The sequence below is a fragment of the Streptomyces sp. SKN60 genome, from assembly GCF_026236535.1.
GTDB lineage: Bacteria > Actinomycetota > Actinomycetes > Streptomycetales > Streptomycetaceae > Streptomyces.
In genome coordinates this window covers 111,147-137,390 of the sequence record NZ_JAHTMW010000013.1, presented here as the reverse complement: position 1 = coordinate 137,390, position 26,244 = coordinate 111,147, and the positions used below count along the sequence as shown (strand labels likewise).

General features: G+C 72.3%; 24 protein-coding genes and 1 tRNA gene. 14 read left to right on the top strand and 11 right to left on the bottom strand.

The features are described 5' to 3' along the window. Positions 1-77: 77 nt before the first annotated feature. On the bottom strand, positions 78-305 hold the full coding sequence (locus KV205_RS22630; protein WP_265866373.1) for a hypothetical protein: 228 nt from the start codon (positions 303-305) through the stop codon (positions 78-80). A 58-nt stretch (positions 306-363) separates the two neighbouring features. On the opposite strand from KV205_RS22630, the gene KV205_RS22625 reads away from it, so the two are divergent. Beyond that, positions 364-924: a GNAT family N-acetyltransferase gene (locus KV205_RS22625; protein WP_265866372.1), complete on the top strand. Its 561-nt coding sequence runs from the start codon at positions 364-366 to the stop codon at positions 922-924. On the opposite strand, the gene KV205_RS22620 is transcribed toward KV205_RS22625, so the two are convergent. Next, complete coding sequence (locus tag KV205_RS22620; protein ID WP_265866371.1) at positions 852-1,625, bottom strand: GNAT family N-acetyltransferase; 774 nt, start codon at positions 1,623-1,625, stop codon at positions 852-854. The two genes, KV205_RS22625 and KV205_RS22620, sit on opposite strands and share 73 nt — an antisense overlap. A gap of 97 nt (positions 1,626-1,722) precedes the next feature. Here KV205_RS22620 and KV205_RS22615 point away from each other — a divergent pair, with 97 nt between their 5' ends. Beyond that, the gene (locus KV205_RS22615) at positions 1,723-2,256 is read left to right on the top strand and encodes a GNAT family N-acetyltransferase (RefSeq protein ID WP_265866370.1); all 534 of its coding nucleotides are present in this window, start codon (positions 1,723-1,725) and stop codon (positions 2,254-2,256) included. A 4-nt stretch (positions 2,257-2,260) separates the two neighbouring features. On the opposite strand, the gene KV205_RS22610 is transcribed toward KV205_RS22615, so the two are convergent. Then, positions 2,261-3,760 (bottom strand): CehA/McbA family metallohydrolase, encoded by a 1,500-nt coding sequence (locus tag KV205_RS22610; RefSeq protein ID WP_265866369.1) that lies wholly within the window; start codon positions 3,758-3,760, stop codon positions 2,261-2,263. Positions 3,761-3,905: 145 nt separating this feature from the next. Here KV205_RS22610 and KV205_RS22605 point away from each other — a divergent pair, with 145 nt between their 5' ends. From KV205_RS22605 to KV205_RS22585, 5 genes are all read left to right on the top strand, one after another. Beyond that, complete coding sequence (locus KV205_RS22605; RefSeq protein ID WP_265866368.1) at positions 3,906-4,745, top strand: LLM class F420-dependent oxidoreductase; 840 nt, start codon at positions 3,906-3,908, stop codon at positions 4,743-4,745. Between the two features lie 51 nt (positions 4,746-4,796). Continuing rightward, positions 4,797-5,258, top strand: a complete 462-nt coding sequence (locus KV205_RS22600; protein WP_265866367.1) for a prevent-host-death family protein — start codon at positions 4,797-4,799, stop codon at positions 5,256-5,258. Next, complete coding sequence (locus KV205_RS22595; protein ID WP_265866366.1) at positions 5,255-5,608, top strand: hypothetical protein; 354 nt, start codon at positions 5,255-5,257, stop codon at positions 5,606-5,608. Before KV205_RS22600 ends, KV205_RS22595 begins: the two co-directional genes overlap by 4 nt. A 38-nt stretch (positions 5,609-5,646) precedes the next feature. Beyond that, positions 5,647-8,265, top strand: coding sequence for a bifunctional FO biosynthesis protein CofGH (locus KV205_RS22590; RefSeq protein ID WP_265866365.1), 2,619 nt, complete (start codon positions 5,647-5,649; stop codon positions 8,263-8,265). 170 nt (positions 8,266-8,435) lie between these two features. Beyond that, complete coding sequence (locus KV205_RS22585; RefSeq protein ID WP_265866364.1) at positions 8,436-9,554, top strand: ADP-ribosylglycohydrolase family protein; 1,119 nt, start codon at positions 8,436-8,438, stop codon at positions 9,552-9,554. Between the two features lie 7 nt (positions 9,555-9,561). Here KV205_RS22585 and KV205_RS22580 read toward each other — a convergent pair whose 3' ends face one another. Both KV205_RS22580 and KV205_RS22575 read right to left on the bottom strand, forming a co-directional pair. Then, positions 9,562-11,100, bottom strand: coding sequence for a sodium:solute symporter family protein (locus KV205_RS22580; RefSeq protein ID WP_265866363.1), 1,539 nt, complete (start codon positions 11,098-11,100; stop codon positions 9,562-9,564). A 175-nt stretch (positions 11,101-11,275) separates the two neighbouring features. Next, the gene (locus KV205_RS22575; RefSeq protein ID WP_265866362.1) at positions 11,276-12,058 is read right to left on the bottom strand and encodes an SDR family oxidoreductase; all 783 of its coding nucleotides are present in this window, start codon (positions 12,056-12,058) and stop codon (positions 11,276-11,278) included. A gap of 87 nt (positions 12,059-12,145) precedes the next feature. On the opposite strand from KV205_RS22575, the gene KV205_RS22570 reads away from it, so the two are divergent. Next, on the top strand, positions 12,146-13,003 hold the full coding sequence (locus KV205_RS22570; protein ID WP_265866361.1) for a hypothetical protein: 858 nt from the start codon (positions 12,146-12,148) through the stop codon (positions 13,001-13,003). Between the two features lie 106 nt (positions 13,004-13,109). Here KV205_RS22570 and KV205_RS22565 read toward each other — a convergent pair whose 3' ends face one another. The 3 genes from KV205_RS22565 to KV205_RS22555 form a co-directional block, all read right to left on the bottom strand. Next, on the bottom strand, positions 13,110-13,310 hold the full coding sequence (locus KV205_RS22565) for a DUF397 domain-containing protein (RefSeq protein WP_265866360.1): 201 nt from the start codon (positions 13,308-13,310) through the stop codon (positions 13,110-13,112). Positions 13,311-13,589: 279 nt separating this feature from the next. Beyond that, positions 13,590-14,453, bottom strand: a complete 864-nt coding sequence (locus KV205_RS22560) for a helix-turn-helix transcriptional regulator (protein WP_265866359.1) — start codon at positions 14,451-14,453, stop codon at positions 13,590-13,592. A 246-nt stretch (positions 14,454-14,699) separates the two neighbouring features. Continuing rightward, positions 14,700-15,416 (bottom strand): GPP34 family phosphoprotein, encoded by a 717-nt coding sequence (locus KV205_RS22555; RefSeq protein ID WP_265866358.1) that lies wholly within the window; start codon positions 15,414-15,416, stop codon positions 14,700-14,702. 170 nt (positions 15,417-15,586) lie between these two features. On the opposite strand from KV205_RS22555, the gene KV205_RS22550 reads away from it, so the two are divergent. From KV205_RS22550 to lepB, 3 genes are all read left to right on the top strand, one after another. After that, positions 15,587-17,866 carry a D-alanyl-D-alanine carboxypeptidase family protein gene (locus tag KV205_RS22550; RefSeq protein ID WP_265866357.1) on the top strand — a complete coding sequence of 760 codons (2,280 nt, stop codon included), beginning with the start codon at positions 15,587-15,589 and terminating at the stop codon, positions 17,864-17,866. 134 nt (positions 17,867-18,000) lie between these two features. Next, the gene (locus KV205_RS22545; RefSeq protein ID WP_374214711.1) at positions 18,001-19,893 is read left to right on the top strand and encodes an MFS transporter; all 1,893 of its coding nucleotides are present in this window, start codon (positions 18,001-18,003) and stop codon (positions 19,891-19,893) included. A 128-nt stretch (positions 19,894-20,021) separates the two neighbouring features. Then, on the top strand, positions 20,022-20,765 hold the full coding sequence (gene lepB, locus KV205_RS22540; protein ID WP_274710734.1) for a signal peptidase I: 744 nt from the start codon (positions 20,022-20,024) through the stop codon (positions 20,763-20,765). Positions 20,766-20,829: 64 nt separating this feature from the next. Here the strand turns inward: lepB and KV205_RS22535 are convergent. From KV205_RS22535 to KV205_RS22525, 3 genes are all read right to left on the bottom strand, one after another. After that, positions 20,830-20,905 (bottom strand) — tRNA-Arg (locus tag KV205_RS22535). 48 nt (positions 20,906-20,953) lie between these two features. Next, positions 20,954-21,520, bottom strand: a complete 567-nt coding sequence (locus KV205_RS22530; protein ID WP_265866355.1) for a hypothetical protein — start codon at positions 21,518-21,520, stop codon at positions 20,954-20,956. A gap of 71 nt (positions 21,521-21,591) precedes the next feature. After that, complete coding sequence (locus KV205_RS22525) at positions 21,592-23,334, bottom strand: acyl-CoA dehydrogenase (RefSeq protein ID WP_265866354.1); 1,743 nt, start codon at positions 23,332-23,334, stop codon at positions 21,592-21,594. Between KV205_RS22525 and KV205_RS22520 the strand changes: the two genes are divergently transcribed. From KV205_RS22520 to KV205_RS22510, 3 genes are all read left to right on the top strand, one after another. Further along, a complete protein-coding gene (locus tag KV205_RS22520; protein WP_265866353.1) occupies positions 23,329-23,670 on the top strand; it encodes a hypothetical protein in 342 nt (113 codons plus the stop codon). The two genes, KV205_RS22525 and KV205_RS22520, sit on opposite strands and share 6 nt — an antisense overlap. Before the next feature lie 149 nt (positions 23,671-23,819). Next, the gene (locus tag KV205_RS22515) at positions 23,820-24,509 is read left to right on the top strand and encodes a ScbR family autoregulator-binding transcription factor (RefSeq protein ID WP_265866352.1); all 690 of its coding nucleotides are present in this window, start codon (positions 23,820-23,822) and stop codon (positions 24,507-24,509) included. Between the two features lie 343 nt (positions 24,510-24,852). Beyond that, positions 24,853-26,241 (top strand): cytochrome P450, encoded by a 1,389-nt coding sequence (locus tag KV205_RS22510; protein WP_265866351.1) that lies wholly within the window; start codon positions 24,853-24,855, stop codon positions 26,239-26,241. Positions 26,242-26,244 lie beyond the last annotated feature (3 nt).

Genomic DNA, 26,244 nt, shown 5'->3' with positions numbered 1-26,244 from the left:
CGACGAGGTGGCGGGCCCGTGGGGGGTCCCGCCACCTTCGTCGTTCTGCTGTGTCTTCCCTCGGCTCAGTGCTCGGCTCAGTGCTGGCCGGGGAGGAGCCCCTCGACCAGCTTGTTGGCGCCCGGCATCTGCTCGGCGGAGGCCGGCTTGGCCTTGGGCATCAGGACACCGCTCAGCGGCACCACGGAGGGCAGGTTGGCGCCGCCGGTGTCGGCGGCGGCGCTCCCGGCGGCGGCGAGGCCACCGGCCACGGCACCGGTCACGGCGAAGGAGGTCAGGGCGACGGCGGTGAGGATCTTCTTCATGCCGCGTGAACGCCGCCCGGGCGGCCGGGGTTACGCCTGCCCCTCCTACGATGCGCCCATGTCATCCCCGCATCCCACCTCGTACGACGACACGAACTGGTCGCCGCGCCCGGCGACCGCGGCGGACGTCGAGCCCGTCGCCGAGCTGAAGGCCGTGGTCATGCGGCCCGACCTGGAGCGGCTCGGCCGCTACGACACGCACCGGGTCCGGCAGCGGCTGCGCGACGAGTTCCGCCCCGCGCACACGACGGTGATCGAGGTCGCCGGCGCCTTCGCGGGCTGCGTCTCCTTCGCCCCGTACAAGGCGGGCCCCGGCTACTACATCGAGCACTTCTACCTCGCCCCCGAGACCCAGGGCCGGGGCCTCGGCACCACCGTCCTCCGCACCCTCCTCGCCCGCGCGGACGCGGAGGGCGTCCCGGTCCGCCTCGTCGTGATCCGGGGCAGCGCCGCCCGCCGCCTCTACGAGCGCGAGGGCTTCACGGTCGAGTCCGAGGACCCGATCGACGTCCTGATGGTCCGGGAGCCGGCCGTTCCCGGCGTACGTCAGGAGGCGTCGTCCCCCGCCGCCTCCGCGATCAGCGCCGTGCCCACCGTGCGGAAGCCGAGCCGGGCGTAGAGGCGGGCCACCGTGGCGTCCGTGGCGGAGAGGAAGACCGTCTCGACGCCGAGGGCGCGGGCGTCGGCGACGAGGGCGGCGGTGACCGCGAGGCCCAGGCCGCGGCGGCGGGAGTCCGGGAGGGTGCCGACGCCGACGACCTCGGTGACCGGGCCGACGGGCTGGTGCTGGCCGGCCGCGAGGGCGGTGCCGGAGGGGTCGAAGGCGGCCGCGAGGCGGGTGAGGCCGGCCGTGAGGCGGGCGGTGACCTGGGCGGTCGCGCCGGGCGCGGGGGTGGCGCCGAAGGCGGCGTACGGGGCGGCGACCGCGCTCGCCAGGTCCGGGTCGTCCGGGCCGACCATGCGGACGGTGACGTCCTGCGGCGGCGACGGGAGCTGCTCCGCCTCGGCCTCCGCCGACAGGACCATCAGCGGGTGCTCGTGCACCACGAGCCCGCTCGCCTCGACCGCCGCCCGCAGCCCCGGCGTGGTCTCCGCGACCCACTCGAACGCCTCCGGCACCCCCAGCTCCCGCTGCCGCGCCCGCACCTTCTCCACCGCCGCCACCGGCACCTCCCGGGCCCCGGCCTGCCCGAGCGCGGGCCGCGCGTAGTACGGCCAGCCCGCCCCCTCCCGTACGAACAGGGTCAGCGGCCCGAACTCCTCGGCGCGGGCGGCGGAGCGGGGCACGGAGTCGTAATAGGTCTCAAGACGCGTCAGCATGCGGGCCACCGTACGCAGACCGGCGGCGGGGCACACCTGAATACGGGACGGAATGCGAGACGGAATACGGGACGCGCAGACGCGCGATGATGGGGGCATGACCGAGATCCTCACGCCCCGCCTGCTGCTGCGTCGCTGGAGCGACGACGACCTCGTGCCGATGGCCGAGATCAACGCCGACCCCGAGGTGATGCGCTGGATCGGCGACGGGTCCGTGCGCGATCTGGAGCAGACCGCCGAGGCGATCGAGCGGATCGAGGAGGAGTGGGACGAGGAGGGCTTCGGGCTGTTCGCGGTCGAGCTGCTCGGGTCCGGGGAGCTGATCGGGTTCACCGGGCTCTCCGTGCCGGAGTTCCTGCCCGAGGTGCTGCCCGCTGTCGAGATCGGCTGGCGGCTCGGACGGCCCTACTGGGGGCAGGGCTACGCCTCCGAGGCGGCGCACGCGGCGCTCGAGTTCGGGCTGCAGGACCGCGGGCTCGACCGGGTGATCAGCATCGCGCGGGTCGGCAACACCGCCTCGGAGAACGTGATGCGCAAGCTCGGCATGGTCCCGGAGCGGGAGACCGTCCACCCGGTGTACGGGCACCCGCTGCGGGTCCACGCCATCGACCTGACCGAATATCAGGTGTGACCGCTCAGGCGGCTGTCAGGAAGACCGGGTTGGTGAAGGCCGCGAGCGCGCCCGGGAGCGGCGGGGCCGTCACCGGGTGGCGGACCTCCGCCCGTACATAGGTCGCGTACGCGGCCGTCGTCGTCCAGTCGACGGCGTCCACGCCCGTGCCGGTGCTCTGCGCGGTGTGCAGCACGCCCTGGTCGGTGACCAGGCGCAGGGTGCCGCCCGCGGGCGCGCCGGTGACCCGGAGTCGGGCGGTCACCGGTTCGTCGGCCGGGACGGTGAGGCGCTCGCCCAGGCCGGCCGAGCGCCCGCGGCTGTCGGTGAGCGTGAAGTCCACGGAGACCGCCGCCGACTCGGCGACGTACGAACGCCCCGCCCGCAGCCCGTCGAGGATCGCCGCCCGGCTCAGCTCGTCGGCCAGGACCACGGTCTGCGGCGTCCCGACCCGGTCGGGGTCGCGGTGGGCGTCGCTGTTCCCCATCGCCGGGGTCCACCGCCCTTGCGCGAGGGCCCCGTCCCAGCCCGCCAGGGCGACCTCGTCGTCCGGCGTGTAGGGGCCGTTCCACACCTCGACCGCGTCCGCGTCGCCGAAGCCGAACTTCCAGGCGCAGCCGATGCAGGTGGCCTGCGGGTGCGCGGGCACGACGAGCCCGCCCGAGCGGCGGATCTCGCGGGCGAACCGGCCGAAGCGGTTCTCCCGGGCCCGGTAGCGCCAGTCGACGAAGGTGCCGGGGGCGGTGCCGAGGGCGAGCACGTGGCCGTTGCGGGTGGTGACCTCCTCGCCGAGCAGGATCAGCAGGTCGTCGCCGGCGTGCTCGGCCCAGGCGCCGTGCCCGGCGTGGGTGTTGTGCTCGGTGCCGGCGAGGAAGTCGAGGCCGGCGGCGCGGGCGAGCGCGGCGACCTCGGCCGGGGTGCGGCGCCCGTCGGAGTGCACGGTGTGCAGATGGCAGTCGCCGCGGTACCAGTCCCGGCCCCGGCCGCGGGCCCGCTCCGGCGGGTATGCCGGGCGTACGGCGGGCGCGGAGGGACCGAGCCGCAGGGTGATCGTCACGGTGTACGCGAGCCCCTGCGGCGCCACCGTGTACGGGCCGAGCGCCACGTACCAGGTCCCGGCCCGCAGCGGCCCGGCCACGTACCCGGGCGTGGCGTCGTCGGTGCGGACGAAGAACTCCTTGCGGGCGCCGCCCGACCAGCCACGGAAGCCCTGGCCGCCGAGGGCGGTGCCGCGCTGGTCGAAGAGGCCGATGTCGAGGGCGTTGCCCTGGGTGCCGGCGGGCACGGCGGGCCGCTCGTACGCGTAGGCGACGTGCAGCTCGCGCACCCCGTGCGGCAGCTCCACCGGCAGGTACACGAAGTCGGGGGAGCCGGGCGGCAGGGTGCCGCGCACGGTGCGGGTGAGGACGCCGTCGCCGTCCTCGCCTCCGGGATCGGCATGCGCGAAGCTCACGGTGCCCAACGTAAACGCGGTCGCCGCGCCCGTCATGAGGAGCGCGCGTCGAGTCGTATCCGTCATGCCCATGACTGTGGCGCGCGGAGGTGAACACCGGAACAACGCGAGCGGCACCCGGCACCCACCCGGCACCCACGGCGCGGGACCCGTGCCGTACCCGTACACGTACCGCACGCCCCTCGGAATTCCACGCCCCACCCCCTACCGTGCCCCCATGCGGATCTCGACCACGATCTTCCTGACCGACGAGACCATCTCCCCCGTGCGCCTCGCCCGCGCCCTCGAAGAGCGCGGCTTCGCCGGGCTCTACCTCCCCGAGCACACCCACATCCCCGTCTCCCGGGAGTCCGACTACCCGTTCGGCGGTGGCGGCGGCGAGCTGCCCCGCGAGTACGCCCGCACCCTCGACCCCTTCGTGGCGCTCGGCCAGGCCGCCGCCGTCACCGAGCGCCTGCTCCTGGGCACCGGCATCACGCTGGTCGCCGAGCACGACCCGATCGCCCTCGCCAAGACGATCGCGACCCTCGACCACCTCTCCGGCGGGCGCTTCACCCTCGGCGTCGGCTTCGGCTGGAACCGCGAGGAGGCCGCCGACCACGGCGTCGACTGGCCCACCCGCCGCGAGCGCACCCGGGACGCCGTGCACCTGATGCGCGCCCTGTGGTCCGCCGAACCCACCGCGTACGAGGGCGCCTTCGGCCGCTCCGTCAGCGCCTCCGAGGCCTGGCCCAAGCCCCCCGCCGGCGCCCCGCGCACCCTGGTCGGCGGCGCGGCGGGCCCCAAGCTCTTCTCCCACATCACCGACTACGCCGACGGCTGGATGCCCATCGGCGGCCGCGGCCTCTCCACCAACCTGCCGCTCCTCCGCGCGGCCTGGGAGGCGGCCGGCCGCACCCCGGACTCCCTCCAGGTCGTCCCCTTCGGCGTCCACCCGAACCCCGGCAAGCTCGCCCACTACGCGGACCTCGGCTGCCCGGAGGTGGTCCTCCAGCTGCCGCCGGGCGACGAGAAGGAGGTCCTGGAGGCCCTGGATGGGTATGCCCGGTACCTCTGACGGTGTCGGCACCACTTGACTTCGGAATACGTTCCGAAGTACGGTCGGTGCATGGTGACCCCCACTGTCTCGTTCTCCGAGCTCTCCAAGAACTCGAAGCGGGTGGCCGAGACGCTCGACCGGGCCCAGCGCCTGCACATCACGCGCCGCGACGGGCAGGACCTCTACCTCACGACCGCCCGCCACGATCGGCAGCGCGAGGAGACGGCGGACGTCACCGCGCGCCTGCTCGCAGCCCTTCTTGCCGCGGAGGGCGGCGAGGTCGCCATAAGGCGTGCGATTCCGTCGGTCTTCCCCTGGGTCCGCCATCTGTCGGCGGAGGAGCTGCGGGAGTTCGTCCAGGAGCTGACCGACGCGACCCGCGACGTGGCCGAGCTCGACGTCCACGCCAATCTCCATCGCGCCATCGTCGAATGGCGGGCGACGGCCCGCGTCCTCGCCGACCCCGATCTCACCGCCCGGCTCACCCGCGCCCTCCCGGACGAGGACCACGGAGAGGTGACCGCTCCGTGACGCCGAAGCGCGGCGACGACGTCGCCCCGCCACCGGTCGGCGCCGAGTGGCGCCTTCGCTTCGCCACGAACGAGGCGGCCAAGGGCTGGGGCGAGTTGGGCGCGGAAGCACCGGGCAACACACGGCGCTGCTTCGAGGCCTTGCGCCGTGACCGGCTCTCGCGGACCGATCCCGACCGCCAGCACAGGCGCCGCGGCCGTCTGGCGACCGGGTCGCTCGGAGGCCGCGCCTACCCGCAGTGGGAGTACGAGGTGACGGCCGGTGGGCGGGTGCGTTACCTCGTCGACGAGGAACGCCGCACCGTGCACCTGGTGTACGCCGCTCCCCGGCACCCCAAGGACACCGACTGACCGTCCCCGTCCTGCCTACCCGCTCGTATGCTCGGTCCATGACGGATCACCAGGCAGCACGCGACGCCCACGACGCCCGTCCCACCGAGAACGCCATGCGCAGGGCCCTGAAGCGGGCCCGGGACGGGGTGGCGCTCGATGTGGGGGAGGCCGCCGTGCTGCTGAGGGCGCGCGGGGCGGATCTGGCGGAGCTGGTGGGGACGGCCGGGCGGGTGCGGGACGCGGGGCTCGAGGCCGCCGGGCGGCCGGGGATCATCACGTACTCGAAGAGCGTGTTCATACCGCTCACCCGGCTGTGCCGGGACAAGTGCCACTACTGCACCTTCGTGACCGTGCCCGGCAAGCTGCGCCGGGCAGGACACGGGATGTTCATGAGCCCGGACGAGGTCCTGGACATCGCGCGCAAGGGCGCCGCGCTCGGCTGCAAGGAAGCCCTCATCACCCTCGGGGACAAGCCCGAGGACCGCTGGCCCGAGGCCCGGGAGTGGCTGGACGCGCACGGGTACGACGACACGATCGCGTACGTACGGGCCATGTCGATCCGGATCCTGGAGGAGACCGGACTCCTCCCGCACCTCAACCCCGGGGTGCTCTCCTGGACCGACCTCCAGCGGCTCAAGCCGGTCGCGCCCTCGATGGGGATGATGCTGGAGACCACCGCGACCCGCCTGTGGTCCGAGCCCGGCGGCCCGCACCACGGTTCGCCGGACAAGGAGCCCGCCGTCCGGCTGCGGGTCCTGGAGGACGCCGGGCGCTCCTCCGTCCCGTTCACCAGCGGTCTGCTGCTCGGGATCGGCGAGACGCCGGAGGAGCGCGCCGAGTCGCTGTTCGCGCTGCGCCGGATCGCCCGCTCCTACCACGGCGTCCAGGAGCTGATCATCCAGAACTTCCGCGCCAAGCCGGACACGGCGATGCGCGGCATGCCGGACGCCGAACTCGACGACCTGGTCGCCACCGTGGCCGTCGCCCGCCTCATCATGGGCCCCGCCGCCTGCCTCCAGGCCCCGCCGAACCTCGTCGACGCCGAGTACGAGCGCCTGATCGCCGCCGGCATCGACGACTGGGGCGGGGTCTCGCCGCTCACCATCGACCACGTCAACCCCGAGCGCCCCTGGCCGAGGATCGAGGAGCTCGCCGAGCACTCCCGCGCCGCCGGCTTCGAGCTCCGCGAACGCCTCTGCGTCTACCCCGAGTTCGTACGGCGCGGCGAGCCCTGGCTCGACCCCCGCATCGTCCCGCACGTCCGCGCGCTCGCCGACCCCGAGACCGGCCTGGCGAACCCGGACGCGCCCGTCCGGGGCCTGCCCTGGCAGGAGCCGGACGAGGCGTTCAGCGCGAGCGGCCGCACGGATCTCCACGCCACCATCGACACCACCGGCCGCACCGGCGACCGCCGCGAGGACTTCGACCACGTCTACGGCGACTGGGACGCGCTGCGCGAGGCCGCCGCGCCCGGCCTGGTGCCCGACCAGCGCGCGCCCGAGCGGATCGACGGCGACGTACGGGAGTCCCTGGCGGTCGCCGCCGACGACCCGACCCGGCTCACCGACCCGCAGGCCCTCGCCCTGTTCCACGCCGACGGCCCGGCCCTCGACGCGCTCTGCGCGGTCGCCGACGACGTCCGCAAGACCGCGGTCGGCGACGACGTGACGTACATCGTCACGCGGAACATCAACTTCACCAACGTCTGCTACACCGGCTGCCGCTTCTGCGCCTTCGCCCAGCGCCGCACCGACGCCGACGCCTACACCCTCTCCCTCGACCAGGTCGCCGACCGGGCCGCCCAGGCCTGGGAGGTCGGCGCCGTCGAGGTCTGCATGCAGGGCGGCATCCACCCCGACCTGCCCGGCACCGCCTACTTCGACATCGCGCGCGCGGTGAAGGAACGGGTCCCCGGCATGCACGTGCACGCCTTCTCGCCGATGGAGGTCGTCAACGGCGCCGCCCGCACCGGCCTGTCCATCCGCGAGTGGCTCACCGCCGCCAAGGAGGCCGGACTCGACTCCATCCCCGGCACCGCCGCCGAGATCCTCGACGACGAGGTCCGCTGGGTGCTCACCAAGGGCAAGCTGCCCACGGCCACCTGGATCGAGGTGATCACCACCGCCCACGAGCTCGGCATCCGCTCCTCCTCGACCATGATGTACGGGCACGTGGACCAGCCCCGCCACTGGCTCGGCCATCTGCGCACCCTGGCCGGCATCCAGCAACGCACCGGCGGTTTCACCGAGTTCGTGACCCTGCCCTTCATCCACACCAACGCGCCCGTCTACCTCGCCGGCATCGCCCGCCCCGGCCCGACCACCCGCGACAACCGCGCGGTCACCGCCATGGCCCGGCTGCTCCTCCACCCGTACATCCCCAACATCCAGACCAGTTGGGTCAAGCTGGGCACGGAGGGCGCCGCCGCGATGCTGCGCTCCGGCGCCAACGACCTCGGCGGCACGCTGATGGAGGAGACCATCTCCCGGATGGCGGGCTCCAGTTACGGCTCGTACCGCTCGATCCGCGACCTGGAGGCCATCGCCGAGGCGGCCGGCCGGCCCTCCCGGCCGCGCACGACGCTGTACGGCGAGGTGCCCGAGGAGCGGCGGTCGGCGGCCCGCGCCTCGGACGGGCACCTGCCGGAGCTGCTGCCGCTCCTGCCCCCGGAGTAACGGGAGTAACGGGAGTAACGGGAGTAACCGGAGGAGGGCGGAAACCCGGTCAAAAACGGCCTGAAGGGCGCCGGAACGCATAACGTTCCGGCCCCTGAACGAGCGCATCCGGTCTATTACAGTGCTGAGAGTGCCGAGCAGACCGGTCGGTGTACGGGGGAGGGCACGTCGTGACCACCACAGCCGCGGCCGTGTGGGGCCGCACCGAACAGCAGGACTTCCGCTCGCGGGTCCGCGGCTGCCTGCTCGGCGGCGCGGTCGGTGACGCCCTCGGCGCCGGGGCCGCCGACCGCACCCTCGCCGAGCTGCGCGCCGCGCACGGCCCCGAGGGCCTGACCGAGCTCGCCCCCGCCTACGGGCGGCGCGGAGCGGTCACCGCCGCCACCCAGATGTCGCTGTTCACCGTGGACGGCCTCATCCGCGCCCAGGTCCGCCGCGACACCGGCCACTGGCACCCGCCCACCGATGTGCACCGGGCCCACCTGCGCTGGGCCGCCACCCAGCGCGACTGGGGCCCCGACGAGCGGCGCACCGACCTCGGCTGGCTGGCCCGCGAGGAGTGGCTGTACGCCCGCCGGGACCCGGCCCGGGCCTGCCTCACCGGCCTCGGCGACGCGCAGCTCGGCACGCTCGACCGGCCCAAGAACCCGCAGGCCGCCGACAGCGGTGCCGTGGTCCGCTCGGCGCCGTTCGGGCTGCTCGTCGGCTGGGAGCCGCAGCTGGTCTGCCAGCTGGCGGTGGAGTGCGCCGCCCAGACGCACGGCGACCCCGCCGCGTATCTGGCGGCCGGCGCGTTCGCGGTGGTCGTGCACGGCCTGGCCCGGGGCGGCAGCGTCGACGCGGCCGTCGCCACCGCGCTCGCCCAGCTCGCCGCCCGCCCCGGCCACCAGCGGGTGACCGAGGCCCTGGAGGCCGCGCTGGACGCCGTACGCCAAGGGGCGCCGGACGACGAGCGGGTGACCGCGCTCGGGGCGGCCGAGGACCGGGCGGAGGGGCAGCTGGCGGCCGCCGTGTACTGCACGCTGGTCGGCGAGGACGTCCGGCACGGGCTGCGGCTCGCGGTCAACCACGACGGCCCGTCGGCGGCGACCGGCGCCCTCACCGGGGCGCTGCTCGGCGCCCTGCACGGCGAGACGGCCCTCCCGCCGGCCTGGGTGGCCGAACTGGAGGGCCGTGCGACGGTCCTGGCGCTCGCGGACGACTTCGCGATGGAGATGACCCAGGGGGCGGCCCTGCACGGCCCCGCCGACCTGGCCTCGGGCTGGCTGACCCGCTACCCGAGGACCTGACGGGGTCCTACCCGAGGGGCTGACCCGTCCGGTCGCCGGACTCCTGGGCCGGTATGGCTACGGCACCGTCGCCGCCGTCCAGCCGGTCGAGCAGCGCGTCGCGCTCCGGCGTCGCCTCGGGCTTCACGTACCCGATCAGGACGTAGAGGACCAGCGAGGTGGCGAGCGGGGCCACGATCTGGATCTGCAGCTCGACGCCGTCCAGGCCGTAGTTGGTGAGCCAGAAGGCGAAGAGACCGGCCGCCCAGGAGACGAGCGCCGCCGTCGGGCCGGACTTCCGGAAGGTGCGCAGCAGACCCAGCATGAACGGGATCGCGATCGGCCCCATGAGCCCGGCCACCCACTTGATCACGACGGTGATGATGTCCTTGAAGGTGGGGGAGTTGACCTGGGTGGCGACCGCCATCGACAGGGCGAGGAAGGCGACCGTCGACAGGCGTGCGGCGAGCAGCCCGGCCCGCTGGGTCCAGGACCGGGCGGCCTTGCTGAGCACGGGCGCGATGTCCCGGGTGAAGACGGCCGCGATGGCGTTGGCGTCGGAGGAGCACATGGCCATGGTGTGCGAGAAGAAGCCGACGACCACCAGGCCGAGCAGCCCGTGCGGGAGGAGCTGTTCGGTCATCAGGGCGTACGCGTCGGAGGCGTCCGGCTTCGTCGGGTGGACGAGCAGCGGTGCGCACCACATCGGGAAGAAGAGCACGGCCGGCCAGACCAGCCACAGCAGCGCGGACAGCCGGCCGGAGCGGGTGGCCTCGCGGGGGGTGGGGGTGGCCATGTAGCGCTGGGCCTGGTTCCACATGCCGCCGCTGTACTCGAAGGTCTTGATGAAGAGATACGCGAGGAGGAAGGTCAGGGTGTACGGGCCGGCCGTCGGCGCGGTGTGCCCCTGGAGCTCGGGCCGGTCCCACACGCTCCACAGCGCGTCGATCCCGCCGAGCTTGCCGAGCACCGCGACCAGCATCGCGAGTCCGGCGAGCAACTGGATGACGAACTGGCCGAGTTCGGTGAGGGCGTCCGCCCACAGGCCGCCGACCGTGCAGTAGATGCCGGTGATGACACCGGTGATGAGGATGCCCTGGTTGAGCGAGATCCCGGTGAAGACGGACAACAGGGTGGCGATGGCGGCCCACTTGGCGCCCACGTCCACGATCTTGAGCAGTACGCCGGACCAGGCGAGGGCCTGCTGGGTGGGCAGGTTGTAGCGGTTCTTCAGGTACTCCAGCGGGGAGGCCACGTGGAGCCGGGAGCGCAGCCGGTTGAGCCGGGGCGCGAAGAGGTGGGCCCCGACGGCGATGCCGATGGCTATGGGGAAGGACCAGGTGACGTAGGAGGTGACGCCGTAGGTGTAGGCGATGCCGGCGTAGCCGGTGAACATCACCGCGCTGTAGCCGGACATGTGGTGCGAGATCCCGGACAGCCACCAGGGCATGCGGCCGCCGGCCGTGAAGAAGTCCGAGACGTCGTCCACGCGCTTGTGGGACCAGACTCCGATCGCGACCATGACGCCGAAATAGCCGATGAGCACGACCCAGTCGAGACTGTTCATTGCCCGCCCTCCATGAGGTCCGGTCCGCCTTGTGAACGCCGTTCATGGTGTGGGGAGTTGGAAGGCGGGGACAATGCAGGGGAGGGTCAAGGGACAGTAAAATCGTTCGGTTTACTGACCCTTGTTCATGTCTGTGAACCAGCTGGTTTTGGGTCTCAACCCTGTGCGCGGCGGCTCAGCGCATCAGCTCACCCGCGTTGACCAGCAGCGACTGCCCGGTGATCGCCCGCGCGCGGTCCGAGGCGAGGAAGACCGCCGCCTCCGCCACGTCCCCGTCCGTCGCGAGCTCCGGCAGCGCCATCCGCTCGGTCAGCCGGCCGAGCACCTCGGTCTCCGGCACCTGCTCGGTGTGCGCCGTGAACTGCACGAAGGCCTTCACCGGCGGCCCCCACATCCAGCCCGGCAGCACCGTGTTGACCCGGATCCGGTGCGGCCCCAGCTCGTGCGCCAGCGAGTACATCGCCGAGGTCAGCGCCCCTTTCGACGCCGCGTACGCCGCCTGCCGCACCTGCGAGGGCGCCGCCACCGCCGACTGCGTGCCGATCAGGACCACAGAGCCGCCCCGCTCCTTGAGGGCGGGCAGGCAGGCCCGGGTCATCCGCAGCGTGCCGAGCAGGTTCACGTCCAGGACGCCCTGCCAGGTGCCGAAGTCGGCGTCCTCCAGGCCCCCGAAGTACGAGTCCCAGGCGGCCACGTGCACCACCGCGTCGATCCCGCCGAAGCGCTCGACGGCGAGCGCGGCGAGCGCCTCGCACTGGGCCTCGTCGGTGATGTCGGTGGGCAGGAAGGCCGTTCTCGTCCCGGCCGGATCGATCTCGGCGGCCGCCTTCGCGAGGTTCGCCTCCGTGCGCGCGCCGAGGACCGCGCGGCCCCCGTCCCGCACCACCGTCTCGGCCACCCGGTGCCCGAGCCCGGCGCCGACGCCGGACACCACGACCGTCTTTCCCTGGAGCAGCATGCGCGACCTCCCAGAGCCTGTTCATTTATCTGACGGCCCGTCAGAGTAGGTGCCGGTCACCGACAAGGGAAGGGAAGGGGAGCGAGGATGAGCGAGACGAGCGAGATGTACGGGGAGCTGGCCGCCGTCGGGCCGTACGGCACCCACCCGGGGCACGCCCTGATCACCATGGTCGAACCGCACCCGGGTCACGAGTACGCGTACAACCGCTGGTACGAGGACGACCACTACTACGCCGGCGCCATGGCCATGCCCTGGATGTTCGCGGGCCGCCGCTGGGTCGCCACCCGCCCCCTCCAGGAGCTGCGCGTCCCGGAGAAGTCGGCGGTCGCCCAGCCGGTCACCGCCGGCTGCTACCTCGCCACGTACTGGATCACCGACGGGCGCTACGACGAGCACATGAAGTGGACCGTCGCCATCAACAAGCGCCTCAACCGCGACGCCCGGGTCTACCACGACCGCACCCACGTCTTCACGTCGTTCCAGGACCACGAGGCGACCGTCTACCGCGACGGGTCCCCCGGCCTTCGGCACGGGGGACCCCACGGTCCGCGCGACCTGCACGCGCTCGACCACCCGTACCGCGGACTCGTCCTGCAGGTGATCGACAGCGAGGGCCCCGAGGCGCGGGCGGAACTCCTGGAGCGGCTGCGGTCGCGCGAACTGCCCCGCCGCCTCGCCGGGTCGCCCGCGGCGATGGTGACCGTCTTCCGGCCTACGCCGCTGCCGGGCGACCGGATGACGTACGTGAAGCAGGTCGAGGGCGTCGACACCCGGCTGACCCTGCTGTGGTTCCTGGAGGAGGACCCCCGGGAGTGCTGGGCGGAGCACTTCGCCGACCTGGAGTCCCTAGGTGGGGGCGGGGGCGGCGGCCGGGTCGAGCTGGTGGCGCCGTTCATCCCGACGGTGCCGGGGACGGACCGCTACGTGGACGAGCTGCGCTGAGCCCTTCCGGGCGGGGTCGGGGCAAAGGCCGAGCCCCCTCGACCAGGACGGCGGACCGGGCGAGAGGGCTCATTCCTTAACGCGGCGCGTGGTGCGCGCGGGGTCGTCACAGGACCCCGGCGCTCACCTCGCCCACGAACGCGTTCCACGACCCCGGTCCGAAAGAAATCGAAGGGCCCTCGGGGGCCTTCGAGTCACGCACGTCGATCGCGTTCACGACGGGGGACTTGACCTCGACGCAGGCGCCGTTGCCACCGGAATAAGAGGACTTCGTCCAGCTGTCCGTACCGCCCTGAATAATCGCCATTGTTCTCAACTCCGGTTTCTTCGAGTGCGAGTGATGCCAGTAGATGTCGCGCCAAGGTTCTTGCTTGCTTTGGCGTGATCGACGCTACTGCCCGGCCCCGTCGTGCGGGACCGGCGTTCACCCGACCGGATGGCATATTCCAAGTGAGCTTCCGCTGAAGCGAGTCGGGGGTGTACCGTACCGGCCTCTTCCCCCGGGCTCCCGCCGAACAGCGGCATTCAGCTGCATTCGGCCCGCGACGCGCAGGAAGCCCTGGAAGCCCAGGAAGCCCTGGACGTCCTATTTTCCGTCGGCGTACCGCTTCGCAATCTCCGTCACGAACTCCCGGGTGTCCTCCACATTCAGCGCCTGTGCCCGCAAGTGCTCGTACATGACGCTGTACTTCGCGACATCCTGGGCCTTCTCCAGATACAGGTCGCTCGTCACGCCCTCGATGTAGACCACGGACGAGTCGGAGGTGTCCGGGAATTCCAGAATCGCGTAATGCCCGCTGATGCCCGGATGCGCGCCCATGTGGAACGGCAGCACCTGCACGGTCACGTGCGGCAGGTGCGACTGCTCGACGAGGTGCTCCAACTGCTCCACCATCAGCTGGCGGTTGCCGACCAGCCGGCGCAGCGCGCCCTCGTCGATGACCGCCCACAGGCGCAGCGGACGCTCGTCGTCCTTGATGCGGTCCTGGCGGCGGGTGCGCACGGTGACCCGCTTGTCGATGTCCGCCGGGGTGGACTCGGGCAGCGCGCCGGCGATCACGGCCTCGGCGTACGCGTGGGTCTGCAGCAGACCCGGGATGATCTGCGGCTCGTACACCCGCAGGCTCTCCGCGTCCGTCTCCAGACCGATGTAGACGCTGTACGGGATGTCGCCGAAGGCGTGCCACCAGCCCTGCTGGCGCGAGTCCTTGGCCATCTGCATCAGCGAGTCGACCACCCGCTCGTCCTCGACCTCGTACACCCCGCACAGGTCGCGGACATCGCGCTGGCTGATGGAGCGACGCCCGTTCTCGAGGCGGCTGATCTTCGACTGGGAGACGAGCAGGCGCTCGGCGACCTGCTCGGCCGTCATGTTCTTCGCCTCCCGGAGCCGGCGCAGCTCCTGTCCCAATCGGCGTCGCCTGACGGTGGGGTTGACGTTGGACGCCACGGAAACTGCACCTCCGGCTGTCGGCTGCGTAGCTGTGAGTATCTACCGCTTGGCAGACTGCCACCAAAGGTGCTGTGTGCGCTGGCGAATGACCAGACGCGGGCATATGCGTGCGCGCAGGCGTGCGTAGGTGTAGGGGGGTGCGCGTACGGGACGGCCGTGGGTGGCGGCCGTCCCGTACGTGGCGGTGCGGAGGTGGAGCGCTGTTCTTGTACGTGTACGTGTACGTGCGCGGGCGCCCGTACGTCACATGGCGGCGCGCGCCATGGTGCCGCGGCGTGGCTGGGACGGCACGCCGCCGCCCGCGCCACCCGCCGTGGCGGTCCGGCGGGGCTGGGCGCCCACGCCGTTCTGGACGTCCATGACGGCGTGCGCCACGAGACCGCCCATCGGGTCGTGCCGGATCAGGTCGCGCAGTCGGGACCGCGACGACCTGCCTTCGTTGCCGGGGTACAGGTGCTTGCCGAGACCGACCGCGTGGGCCAGTGCGGCGAGCGCCGCGGTCCGCGGGTCCGGCGGTACGCCGGTGCGGATCGCACTGTCCAGCCGGGCCCTGATCTCCCGGCTGATGGCCGTGTCCGTCGCCTGGTAGCGAGTCGTCGGCAACACCCCGCACATCTGGCCCTCCACGGCATGCACCATGCCGCAGCGCTCCAGATGCGAGAGATACGTCTGGCGCAGCCCCAGTCGGGGCCCGCCGATCCAATGGACGGCCCGGACCGGACTGCCGCGTCTGCGCAGCAGTTCCAGTGCGGAGTCCAGAGTCGGATCTCCGGTCGGCCGTGGCATCACCACGGCGATACGATCCCCGTCAGGGGCTATCCGTCCTGCCAGAGCCAGCTCCACTAGCTGTGCTCCGGCCAGGCCGAGGTCGAGCGACTGCGGCTGCGCTGTGGTACCCGTGGCCGGGTCCAGAGCGAGCAGCAGAAGCTCCTCCGGAATAGTTCTGCGGCTCCTGCCCATCCATGCCTCCCCGCGTGGATGAATGACAGGGTGACCCCTCTCACATTCATCTGTCGAGAGTGCCTGGGTGCTTCGTACGGGAACCAGTAGGTATGTCGTTCTCGTCTAGCACCGGAGCCAAGGGGTTCACACAGGACACTGGTAGACGGTTCGGACGTAGGCATGAACGCATGAGCGATGGAGGAGGCACGGTGGCGGGCGAGTCCCCCGACAAGGCGGAGCAGCGGGAGAACGCGGTCGGCGGCGACGGCAAGGACCCCCGACTGTCCGTCCTCCAGGACCGCGTGGACGAGCCGACGGCCGTCTTCCGCGCCCTGGCCCCGCGGACGGCGCCGGAGGACGAGTCGTCGGACGCCGAGCCTTCCGGGGCGGAGGACGCGGCCGAGGGCGAGGCGGTTGCGGACGCTGACGTGGACGCGGAAGTGGATGCGGACGTGGACGCGGAAGCAGACGAAGCCGACGAAGCTTCGGACGCCGACGTGGATGCGGACGTCGACGCTGACGAGGACGCGACCGAGCTCGACCTTGCGGTCGATGTGCCGGAGGCGGAGGCCGAGGCAGAGGTCGAGGACGACGAGCCCGAGGCCGAGGACGACAAGCCCGAGGGCGAGTCGTGGTTCGCCGCGCGCAAGCCGGCCGAGCCGAAGGCGGAGGAGAAGGCGGAGGAGAGCGCGGAGGAGAAGGCGGCCGAGGAGGAGCCGAAGCCCGCCGCCAAGCCCGTGGACCAGCCCACGGCGGTCTTCAAGGCGTTCACGCCGCCCGCGGCGAAGGCGGAGCCCGCGGAGGACAAGCCCGCGGCCGAGGAGCCCAAGCCCGCGGCGAAGCCGCCGGTCGATCAGCCGACGGCCGTCTTCAAGGCGTTCAACCCGCCCGCCGAGGCCAAGCCCGAGGCCAAGCCCGAGCCCGAGGCCAAGCCCGCGGGTGAGGAGCCCAAGCCCGCCGCCAAGCCCGTCGACCAGCCGACGACGGCCCTGAAGCTGCCGCCGTCGACCTTCCGCCCGCTCAAGGGCGACATCACCCAGGAACAGCCCAGACCGGCGCAGCCCAGGCCCGCCGAGCCCGAGCCGGCCGAGCCGAAGCCCGCCGCGCCCGTGGCCGCGGCGCCCGCGCCCGTACCGGCGGCGCTGGCCGAGCCGGAGCGGACCCGGCAGCAGCCGCTGCCGCCCCGTCCGCCGCTGGAGATCCTGGCGGAGCTGACCAACACCCCGCCGCCGCCGGAGACGCCGCTGCGGACCACGTTCCGCCGGTTCAAGATCTGGACCCCGCTGGTCCTGCTCCTCCTGGTCGTCTTTGCGGTCGTACAGTTCGTGCGCCCGCTCCCGGACCCCAAGCTGGTGCTGTCCGCCAACCCGACCTACACCTTCGAGGGCGGCCCGCTGCAGATGCCGTGGCCGTCCGAGGGCCAGGGCGCGGCCGAGGTCGAGGGCGTCGGTTCGCTCGGCACGTACGGCCCGCAGAAGCCGGCGCCGATCGCGAGCGTGGCGAAGACCATGACCGCGTACGTGATCCTCCGCGACCACCCGATCAAGGGGAATGATGACGGTCCGGAGATCGAGGTCGACGCGACCGCCGGCGAGGAGGCGAAGTCCGAGGACGAGTCGACGGCCCCCATCAAGAAGGGCCAGACCTACAGCGAGAAGGAGCTGCTGCAGCTCCTGATGATCCCGTCGGGCAACAACGTGGCGCGGCTGCTCGCGCGCTGGGACGCCGGTTCGGAGGCCGCGTTCGTCGAGAAGATGAACGCCGCGGCCAAGGAGCTCGGCATGACGGACTCGACGTACACGGACCCGTCCGGCCTGCAGTCGACGACCGTGTCGACGCCGCTGGACCAGCTCAAGCTGGGTAAGGCGGTGATGCAGTACGACGTGCTCCGGGAGATCGTGGACACGCCGGAGATCATGATCGACGGCATCCCGAAGAAGATCATCAACAACAACTCGATCCTCCTGAAGCCGGGCGTGGCCGGCATCAAGACCGGCTCCTCCACCCCGGCCGGCGGCAATCTGCTGTGGTCGGCGTACACGGTCGTCGACGGCCAGAAGCGCCGCATCCTCGGCATCGTGATGGGGGCCAAGGACGCCCCGCAGCTCTGGCAGAAGCTGGACCTGGCCATCTCCAACAGCCTCAAGGTCATCCAGAAGGCGCAGGCCGACGTCACCTCCGCCGCCGTGGTGAGGAAGGACCAGGTCGTCGGCTATGTGGACGACGGGCTCGGCGGCCGTACGCCGGTCGTGTCGACCAAGGACCTGAAGGCGGTCGGCTGGCCGGGCCTCAAGGTGAGCCTGCAGCTCGGCGACGGCGGCAAGAAGCCGCCGCACGCGGCCAAGGCCGGCGACGTCGTCGGCCAGGTGTCGATCGGCACCGGCGCGGGAGCGGTCAGCGCACCGGTGGCCCTCGCGAAGGACCTCGTGGAGCCCGGTTTCGGCCAGAAGCTGACCCGACTGGGCTGATCGGACGGGCGCCCGGGAGCTCCCCGGGCGCCCGCCTGTTAGCGTTCCCTGGGGGAACGAGGAGAAGGGCAGCACGGGAGAGGGCCGCATTGAGCACCGCCGAGGGGACCCGTGAGGCCGGAGGCAAACCCGACGTGTCTTCACCTTCGCGAATAGAACTTCCGGCGCAGCGCCCGTCCGCGGAACAGCAGTCCGGAGCGGAACAGCACCCCGGACCGGACCGAGCGGCCCCCGGACGCACCGGACCGGACGGGTTCCCCGAATCCGACGGGCTCACCGAGCCGGACCGGCGCCCCTGGCGGCGCAAGCGCCGCTACCCGGTGCTCGTCGCGACCGCCGTGGCGGCCCTCACCCACGTCCTGTGGTTCTTCTTCTTCGCCAACAGCGGCGGGGACCTGGCCGCGCAGGACGCCTGGGCCGAGTTCGTCGGCCGGCACCCGGACTCGGCGTACAACCTCGCCTGGTACGGCGGCATGCACCCGGTCTCGTACAGCGTCGTCTCGCCGTACGTGATGTCGGTGCTCGGCGTCCGCACCACGATGATGATCGCCGGGACGCTGTCCGCGGCGCTGACCGCGCTGATCCTGGTGCGGGTGCGGGCGGTGCGCAATCCGATGGCGTGCGCGCTCGCCGGCGTCTTCGCCTTCCTCTGCAACGCGCTCTCCGGCCGGGTCACCTTCGGCCTCGGCATGATGTTCGCGATCGGCTCGGTCGCGGCGGTGTTCTGCTGGCCGCACCGCTGGCGCTACCACCGCTGGGCGAAGGCGGCGGTGGCCGCGCCGCTCGCCGCGCTGGCGACCGCGTGCAGCCCCGTCGCGGGCCTGTTCCTCGGCGTGGTCGCGGCGGCGCTGTTCCTCAACAAGCGGCGCCCGGGCGCGTACGCCGTCGGCCTCGCCCCGGTCGCGGTGGTGGCGCTGTCGGCCTGGCTGTTCCCGTTCTCCGGCACCCAGCCGATGAGCCTGGGGTCGACCTCGCTGCCCTTCGCCTTCGGCGTCCTGGTCTTCCTGCTGGTCCCGAAGGACTGGCGGACGGTGCGCACGGCCGCCGCCGTCTACTCGGCCGGCACCTTCCTCACCTGGCTGATCGACTCGCAGATCGGGTCGAACGTCAGCCGGCTCGTGATGCTCTTCGCGGGGGTGGTGCTGCTCGCCGCCCTGCCGTACGCCCGGCCGCGTTCGCGCCGCTGGTACGCGCTCGTGCTCGCCTTCGCCGGCCTGAACGCGTGGATCGGCTTCAAGGGCGTCGACGACGTCATCCGCACCGCCCCCGACGCGTCCTGGGCGCGCGAGGTGGCGCCGCTGATCAACCAGCTCCAGGTGCGCGGCGCCGAGCAGGCCCGGGTCGAGGTCGTGCCGGCCTCCAGCCACCGCGAGTCCTCCGCCCTCGCCCCGTACATCAACCTGGCCCGCGGCTGGAACCGGCAGGCCGACCTCAAGCGCAACCCGCTCTTCTACGACGACACCCTCAACGCCGCGAACTACCGGGACTGGCTCGGCCGCTGGGCCGTCCATTACGTGGTGCTTCCGACCGGCGCCCCTGACTCGGGCGCGGAGCGCGAGGCGGAACTGGTCGACGACGGGCTGCCGTATCTGAAGCAGGTCTGGTCGGACGCGAACTGGCGGCTCTACGCGGTCACCGACCCCACCCCGCTGGCCGACGCGCCCGCCGAGGTGCAGCGCGCCGAGTCCGACGAGGTGGTGCTGCACCTCGACCGCCCGGCCCGGATCAAGATCCGCGTCCCGTACTCGCCGTGGCTGGCGCTCCTCGACGAGAACGGCGGCAAGATCGAGCCGCCGCAGGAGACCGAGGCGTCGAAGCAGGCCCGCGAGGAGGCCGACGCCGCCGGGTCCGACGTGGAGGTCCCGAAGGCCTTCGCCAACAAGGAGGGCTGCCTCCTGAAGGCCGAGCCGGACGCGGAGGGCGACGAGTGGACCGAGCTCGTCGCCCCGAAGGCCGGCACCTACCGTCTGGGCGCCCCGTACAAGCTCTTCCCGCGCGGCACGGCCTGCCCGGAAGAGCTCCGCTGACGGCCGCCGACGTCACTCGTACGTGGGGCACGAGGCAGTAGGGGACTTCGGTGAGGTCCGCACGGGCATAGGGTCCCGTCCGTACGTATGTGACGTGGCGAAGTCGGCGGTGGACAGCAGTGGGCGACATGGCGGTGGACGCGCGATCGGGCGCGCAGGACGAGACGACGGCCCCGAAGGGCAAGGGCGCGGGCAAGGGCGCGGAGCGGAAGCGCCCGCTGTGGGTGGAGATCCCGGTCCTGGTCGCCGTCGCGCTGGTCCTCGCCTTCCTGATCAAGACCTTCCTGCTCCAGGCCTTCCTGATCCCCTCCGGCTCGATGCAGAACACCCTGCAGACGGACGACCGCGTCCTGGTCGACAAGCTGACCCCGTGGTTCGGCTCCGAACCGGAGCGGGGCGAGGTCGTCGTCTTCCGCGACCCGGCCGACTGGCTGGCGAACAGCCCGGTGCCCGAGCCCAGCGCCTTCCAGAACGTCCTCGGCTTCATCGGCCTGATGCCGGCGGCCGGTGAGAAGCACCTGATCAAGCGGGTCATCGGCGTCGCCGGCGACACCGTCGAATGCAACGGCACCGGCCCCCTGAAGGTCAACGGCCACCCCCTCGACGAGCCCTACGTCTACGCCGGCAACACCCCCTGCAGCCAGGACCCCGCCGGCCAGTTCAAGGTCACCGTCCCGCCCGGCAGCCTCTGGGTCATGGGCGACCACCGCCAGGCCTCCCTCGACTCCCGCTACCACCAGACCGACCCCCACGCGGGCATGGTCCCCCTCACCGACGTCGTCGGCCGCGCCGTAGTCGTCGCCTGGCCCGTCCCCCACTGGTCCACCCTCCCGATCCCGGACACCTTCAACCAGCCGGGCCTGTCCGACTGACAGCCTGACCCACCGACGGGCACGCGAAAGGCCCCCTACCGACACCGGTAGGGGGCCTTTCCGCTGGTGCCCCCGGCAGGATTCGAACCTGCGACACCCGCTTTAGGAGAGCGGTGCTCTATCCCCTGAGCTACGAAGGCGAGACCAGTGAACAGGGTAGCGGATGGAGACTGCCGGGGTCCGGCGGCTCAGCAGCCGGCGTTACGGGCGAGGTTTCGGGCCGCCTCGCGGAGCACTGTGGTGTTGGTGCGGAGGGCTGTGTCGTGGGGGACGAGGCCCTTCTTGTCTTCCTGCGAGGGCGTCATGAGTGTGACGGTGATGTACGGGGCGGTCGAGCCCATGCGGGCGGCGCAGCCGGCGGGGAGGGTGGCCGCGGACTCGTCGGGGCGCACCCAGTCCTTGAAGCCGGGGCCGAGGGGGACGGAGTTCTTCCGGGGGCCGGAGGCGTGCCGTTCGTCCGCGATGATCAGTTTGAAGATGCCCCGGGGGTAGTCGCTGTCCGGGTTGGCGCGCAGCACGCTGCACTCCTTGAACACCGCGTAGTCGCCGTTCTCACCCTTGCTCTCGTACTCCTCCGTGCTGACCTCGCCGCCCTTGCCGTCGTCGATCAGCTCCGCCGTCTGCCGGCTGAGCGCCCCGTAACACAGGCTCTGCGGCAGCGGCGGCTTCTCCTCGTCGGGCCAGAGGCTCGCCGTCACGACGGCCACCCCGGCGACGCCGAGCACGACGGTCAGCGGCAGCCACTTCTTGTCCATGGGTCACTGTCCCCTCGCCTTGTCCGACCGGGATCGTCGAGCCGTAAGGCCGCACGCTCGACGCGCGCGGTTCAGCCGTCGAACCGGTCCAGGTAGTCCGCGTTCGCGATCGGCGCCGTCGCCAGGAACTCGGCCGGCAGGTCGAAGGCGTCCACCAGCGGCAGCAGGTGGGGGGCGAGTGCGGCGATCGTGCGGTCGGTCGTCGGGTGGAGGGCCTCGACCTGGGCGGGGGTGAGATGGCCGGCGGCGAGCAGGTCGCCGGTGTGCGGGCGCAGTTCGTGGAGGAGGAAGAGCCGGGCCAGCTGCTCCAGGAGGAGCCGGCTGCCGGGGGTGGTCGCGCGGTCGACGGCGCCGAGGAAGGCGTCGGCGGCGGCCGTGCGGGCGTGTGCGGCGACCATTTCCAGGGCGGCGCCGGAGGTCTCGTTCCAGCGTCCGATCGGGTCGCCGGTCGGGCCGCCGCGCAGGGCGGCGCGGGCCCGGGTCTGCCAGATGCGCTCGACGTGGGCGTGCAGGTCGCGCAGGAAGCCGAGGTCGCTGAAGTCGGGGAGCCGGCCCTCAGTTCCGGCGGGGGTCCGGTCGGGGCCGGCCTCGTGGGCGAAGACCAGCTCGGAGGCGGCCTTGGCCCAGATGACCAGGTTGTCGCCCTCGGCGGTGATGCCGCCCTCGACGTTGAACGGCAGGTCGGAGATGCCGTTCGCGGGGAACAGGCCCTGCGCGCCGCAGCGTTCGCGGGCCTCGACGGTGATGTCGCGGGCCTGCCAGGTGATCCAGCCCTTGGCGACCGCGATCAGCCGCTCGACCTCCTCGCGCTGTTGCGGGTCGGTCGGGTCGTGGCCGCACCAGCGGTCGAGGACCTCGCGGTGCAGGAAGGTCATCGCGTAGGAGGTGGCGAGAGAGCGCAGCAGCCGCCCGTGGTGGGTGCGGTGCGCGCTCAGGGGTATCCGCTCGCCGGCCCTGGGCGCGGCGACCTGGCGGTGGTGGGCGTATCGGACGGCGATGGCGAGGGCGGCGCGGGCCATGCCGAGGGTGCCGCCGCTCATGCAGAGCTTGCCCATGGTGACCCGGCCGACGGAACGCAGGAACCGCTTGCGCCGGTTGCCGAGGTTGCTGACGAGCCGTCCGTCCTTGTCGAGCCGGCCGTGCGCGGCCTCCAGCATGGCCTCGCGGGGCAGCCGGACGTGATCGAAGGAGGTGAGGCAGTGGTCGACCGGAGTGCCCGTGCGCTCGGGCAGGGCCCGCACCTCTATGCCCGGCAGGTGTCCGTCGGCGTCGCTGAGCGGGGTGAGGAAGAGGAAGACGCCCTGGTCCTGGTCGTCGACGAGCAGCCGGGCGGCGACCACGGCGGTCTTGGGGCCGCCGGTGAGGCTGGTGTTGGGCATGAACTTCCGGGCCCCGGGGTTCGGGGTGTGCAGCACGAAGCCGCCGGTCTCGCGGTCGAGGACGGCGACGGTCTCCAGGGCGGCGACGTCGTTGCCGTGGGCGAGTTCGGTGCACAGGAAGGTGCCGGTCCGCTCCATGGACGTGTAGTCCGTCAAGTCGCGGCGGTATCCGTCGTGGTCGAGGAGGCTGCCGAGGAACAGGTTGTAGTGAATGCTGGCGAGCGTGCACACCCCGCCGTCGACGAATCCGGTCCACTCGTGCAGCGCGGCGAGCCGGCGCGCGTCGTACGCCAGGGCCTCCGCCGCGGGGCCGGCGACGGTGTCGTTGACCAGCCGCAGTCGCTCGTACGAGAGGGCGGCGCGCTCGGCGAAGGTGAGGCCGGGCCGGTGCGCGAAGGCGGCCCCGGCGATCAGCCGGCGCCATTCGCCGTGCACGCGTTCGCGCCCGTCGCCGTCGAAGAGGAGCCGGGAGAGCGCCTCCACCTCGGCGGACGCGTCGTCGTCTTCGGCACGGACATCGGCACGGACATCGGCATCGGCACGGACGTCGTCGACAGGAACATCGAGATCGATATCCAAATCGACATCGACATCGACATCGACATCGACATCGACGTCGTGTCTGAGTGGTGCCTCCGCGTGCTGGAGCATCGGCTCCCCCGAAAAGAGTGTGACCGGCAGGGAAGAGGTGACCTTGCCCGAACAAGATACGTACCAACCGGTTTTGTTTCAATTTCGCTTGTCAAACCGGCTAGCTGGTTTTATTCTTGAAATGTGGACGTGTGAAAAAACCGGGATCGCCGGGCTCACCCTACTGCCGGCGGGGTTCCAGCGGACCGGTCGCCGACTCATCACTCCATGTGAGCCGTTGGAATACCAGCCTCCCGGTCTCCTTCGGGCCGCGAGGTACGGAGGATGTAGTGGCACAACAGGAACGAGCCATCCGCACGCGCCAGAAGATCGTGCTCGCGGCCGCGGAGCTGTTCGACGAGGTCGGCTATGAGGCCGCCACGATTTCCGAGGTCCTGAAGAGGTGCGGCGTGACCAAGGGCGCGCTCTACTTCCATTTCGCCTCCAAGGAGGAGCTGGCCCAGGAGGTGCTCGCCGGGCAGGTCGCGGCGCTGCCGCCGGTGCCGGAGCGTGAGCTCTTCCTGCAGCAGCTCACCGACGAGGCGCTCGTCCTGGCGTACCTGCTGCACGTGGGCGACCCCATGGTGCGCGGCAGCGTGCGCCTCACCGTCGACCAGGGCTCGCCGTACGACGGCCTCGACCGCGGCGTACCGATGCAGGGCTGGATCAGCCACAACACGGACGTCCTGGCCCGCGCGAAGGCGGCCGGCGAACTGCTGCCGCACGTGGACATCTCCTCTGCCGCCACCCTGTTCACCGGCAGTTTCACCGGAGTGCAGGTGCTGTCGAAGATCATGACCCGGCACGCGGACATGGTGGAGCGGGTCGCCGACCTGATGCGGACCATGGTGAGCGCCATCGCCGTGCCCGGCGTGCTCGTCCGCCTCGACTTCACGCCTGAGCGGGCGAAGCTGACGTACGAGGAAGCCGCGCGGGCGCGCGATACCGGCACCACCGCGCTCGCCGCCGCGTCGGACTGACGATTCGACTCCGCGTCGGACCGACGGTTCGGCGACGCGTCGGACCGACGGCTCGCCGCCGCCTCGGACCAACGGGCCGGGCGGGGGCGGTAGCGGAATCCGGCCGGCCGGTAGTAGAACCGAGCCGGGCGCTCGTCGACCGGAGGAACCCCGGACCGGGGGAACTCCATCAGGGTCGATCGGGCTCTACCAGGGGGAGGGGACGTCCTGTTCTCCTCGGCCGCGCGTGCGGGTGGGGGCACACGCGGACCGCGGACCGCGACGGAGCGGGTCCGCGGCACCGCGGACCCGTGACGGCACGGCGCCGCAGAGACGTACCGATCCCGAAGACGGAGAACACCGCATGGACGAGCGCAGCGACATGCAGCAGGGCCTGCACCAGGACCTGCACCAGGACCTGGACCAGGGCCACGCCCAGGACCAAGACCTGGACCAGGTCCTGCACCAGGGCCTCGGCCCGGACGGCAGCAGACACCTCGCGGCCGCGGGCGGCTGCCCGTACGCCCTCGACGTGACCGGCCGCGACCTCGCGGGCGAGGCCGCGGCCCTCCGGGAGCAGGGGCCCGCCGTCCCCGTCGAGCTCCCCGGCGGCGTCGGCGCCTGGGCCGTGGTTCGCCAGGAGCACGTCGAGCGGCTGCTCGTCGACGCGCGCGTCTCCAAGGACGCCCGCCGCCACTGGCCCGCCTTCGCCGAGGGGCGGATCACCCCCGAGTGGCCGCTCTACCCCTGGGTCGCCAACGAGAACATGCTCTTCTCGTACGGTGCCGAGCACGCCCGGCTCCGCCGTCTGGTCGCCGCCGCGTTCACCGCCCGCCGCACCGCCGCGCTCCGCCCCCGTATCGAGGAGATCACCGCCACGCTCCTCGACGGCCTGGCCGCACGCCTCGCCGCCGGCGAGACCGCCGAACTGCGCACCGGCTACGCCGAACCGCTGCCGCTCCAGGTCATCTGCGAGCTCTTCGGTGTCGCCGAGGGCGCCGACCGCGCCGAGCTCACCGCCGCCCTGCGCACCGTCTTCAGCTCCAGCGTCTCCGCCGAGACCATGGAGGCCGCGCGCGGCACCGCCTTCCGGCTGCTCGGCGCGCTGGTCGCGGCCCGCCGCGAGATGCCCGGCGACGACCTGACCTCCTCGCTCATCGCCGCCCGCGACGGCGACGGCGACGACGCCCTCACCGAGAACGAGCTCCTCGGCTCCCTCTTCCTGCTGATCGCCGCCGGCCAGGACACCACCGCCGCGCTCGTGGTGAACGCCGCCGCCGCGCTGCTCGCCCACCCCGAGCAGCTCGCCCACGTCCGGGCCGGCCGCGCGAGCTGGGACGACGTGGTCGCCGAGACCCTGCGCACCCACGGTCCGGCCGCCTACTCGCCGCTCCGCTTCGCGGTCGAGGACATCGAGCTGGACGGGGTGAAGATCGCCCAGGGCGACCCGATCCTCGTCAACTTCGCCGCCGGCGGCCTGGAGACGGAGCGCCACGGCCCGGACGCCGGCCGCTTCGACGTGCTCCGCACCGACCGCGACCCGCTCGGTTTCGGCCACGGCGCGCACCGCTGCCTCGGCGCCCCGCTCGCCACCCTGGAGGCGACGATCGCCCTCGAAGCCCTCTTCGAGCGCTTCCCCGACCTCGAACTCGCCTGCCCGGAGGGCGCGCTGGCACCGCTGCCGACCTTCCTCCTGAACGGGTACGGGGCCCTGCCGGTCCGGCTGCCCGCGAGCGTGACCGCGGCCGGCTGACGG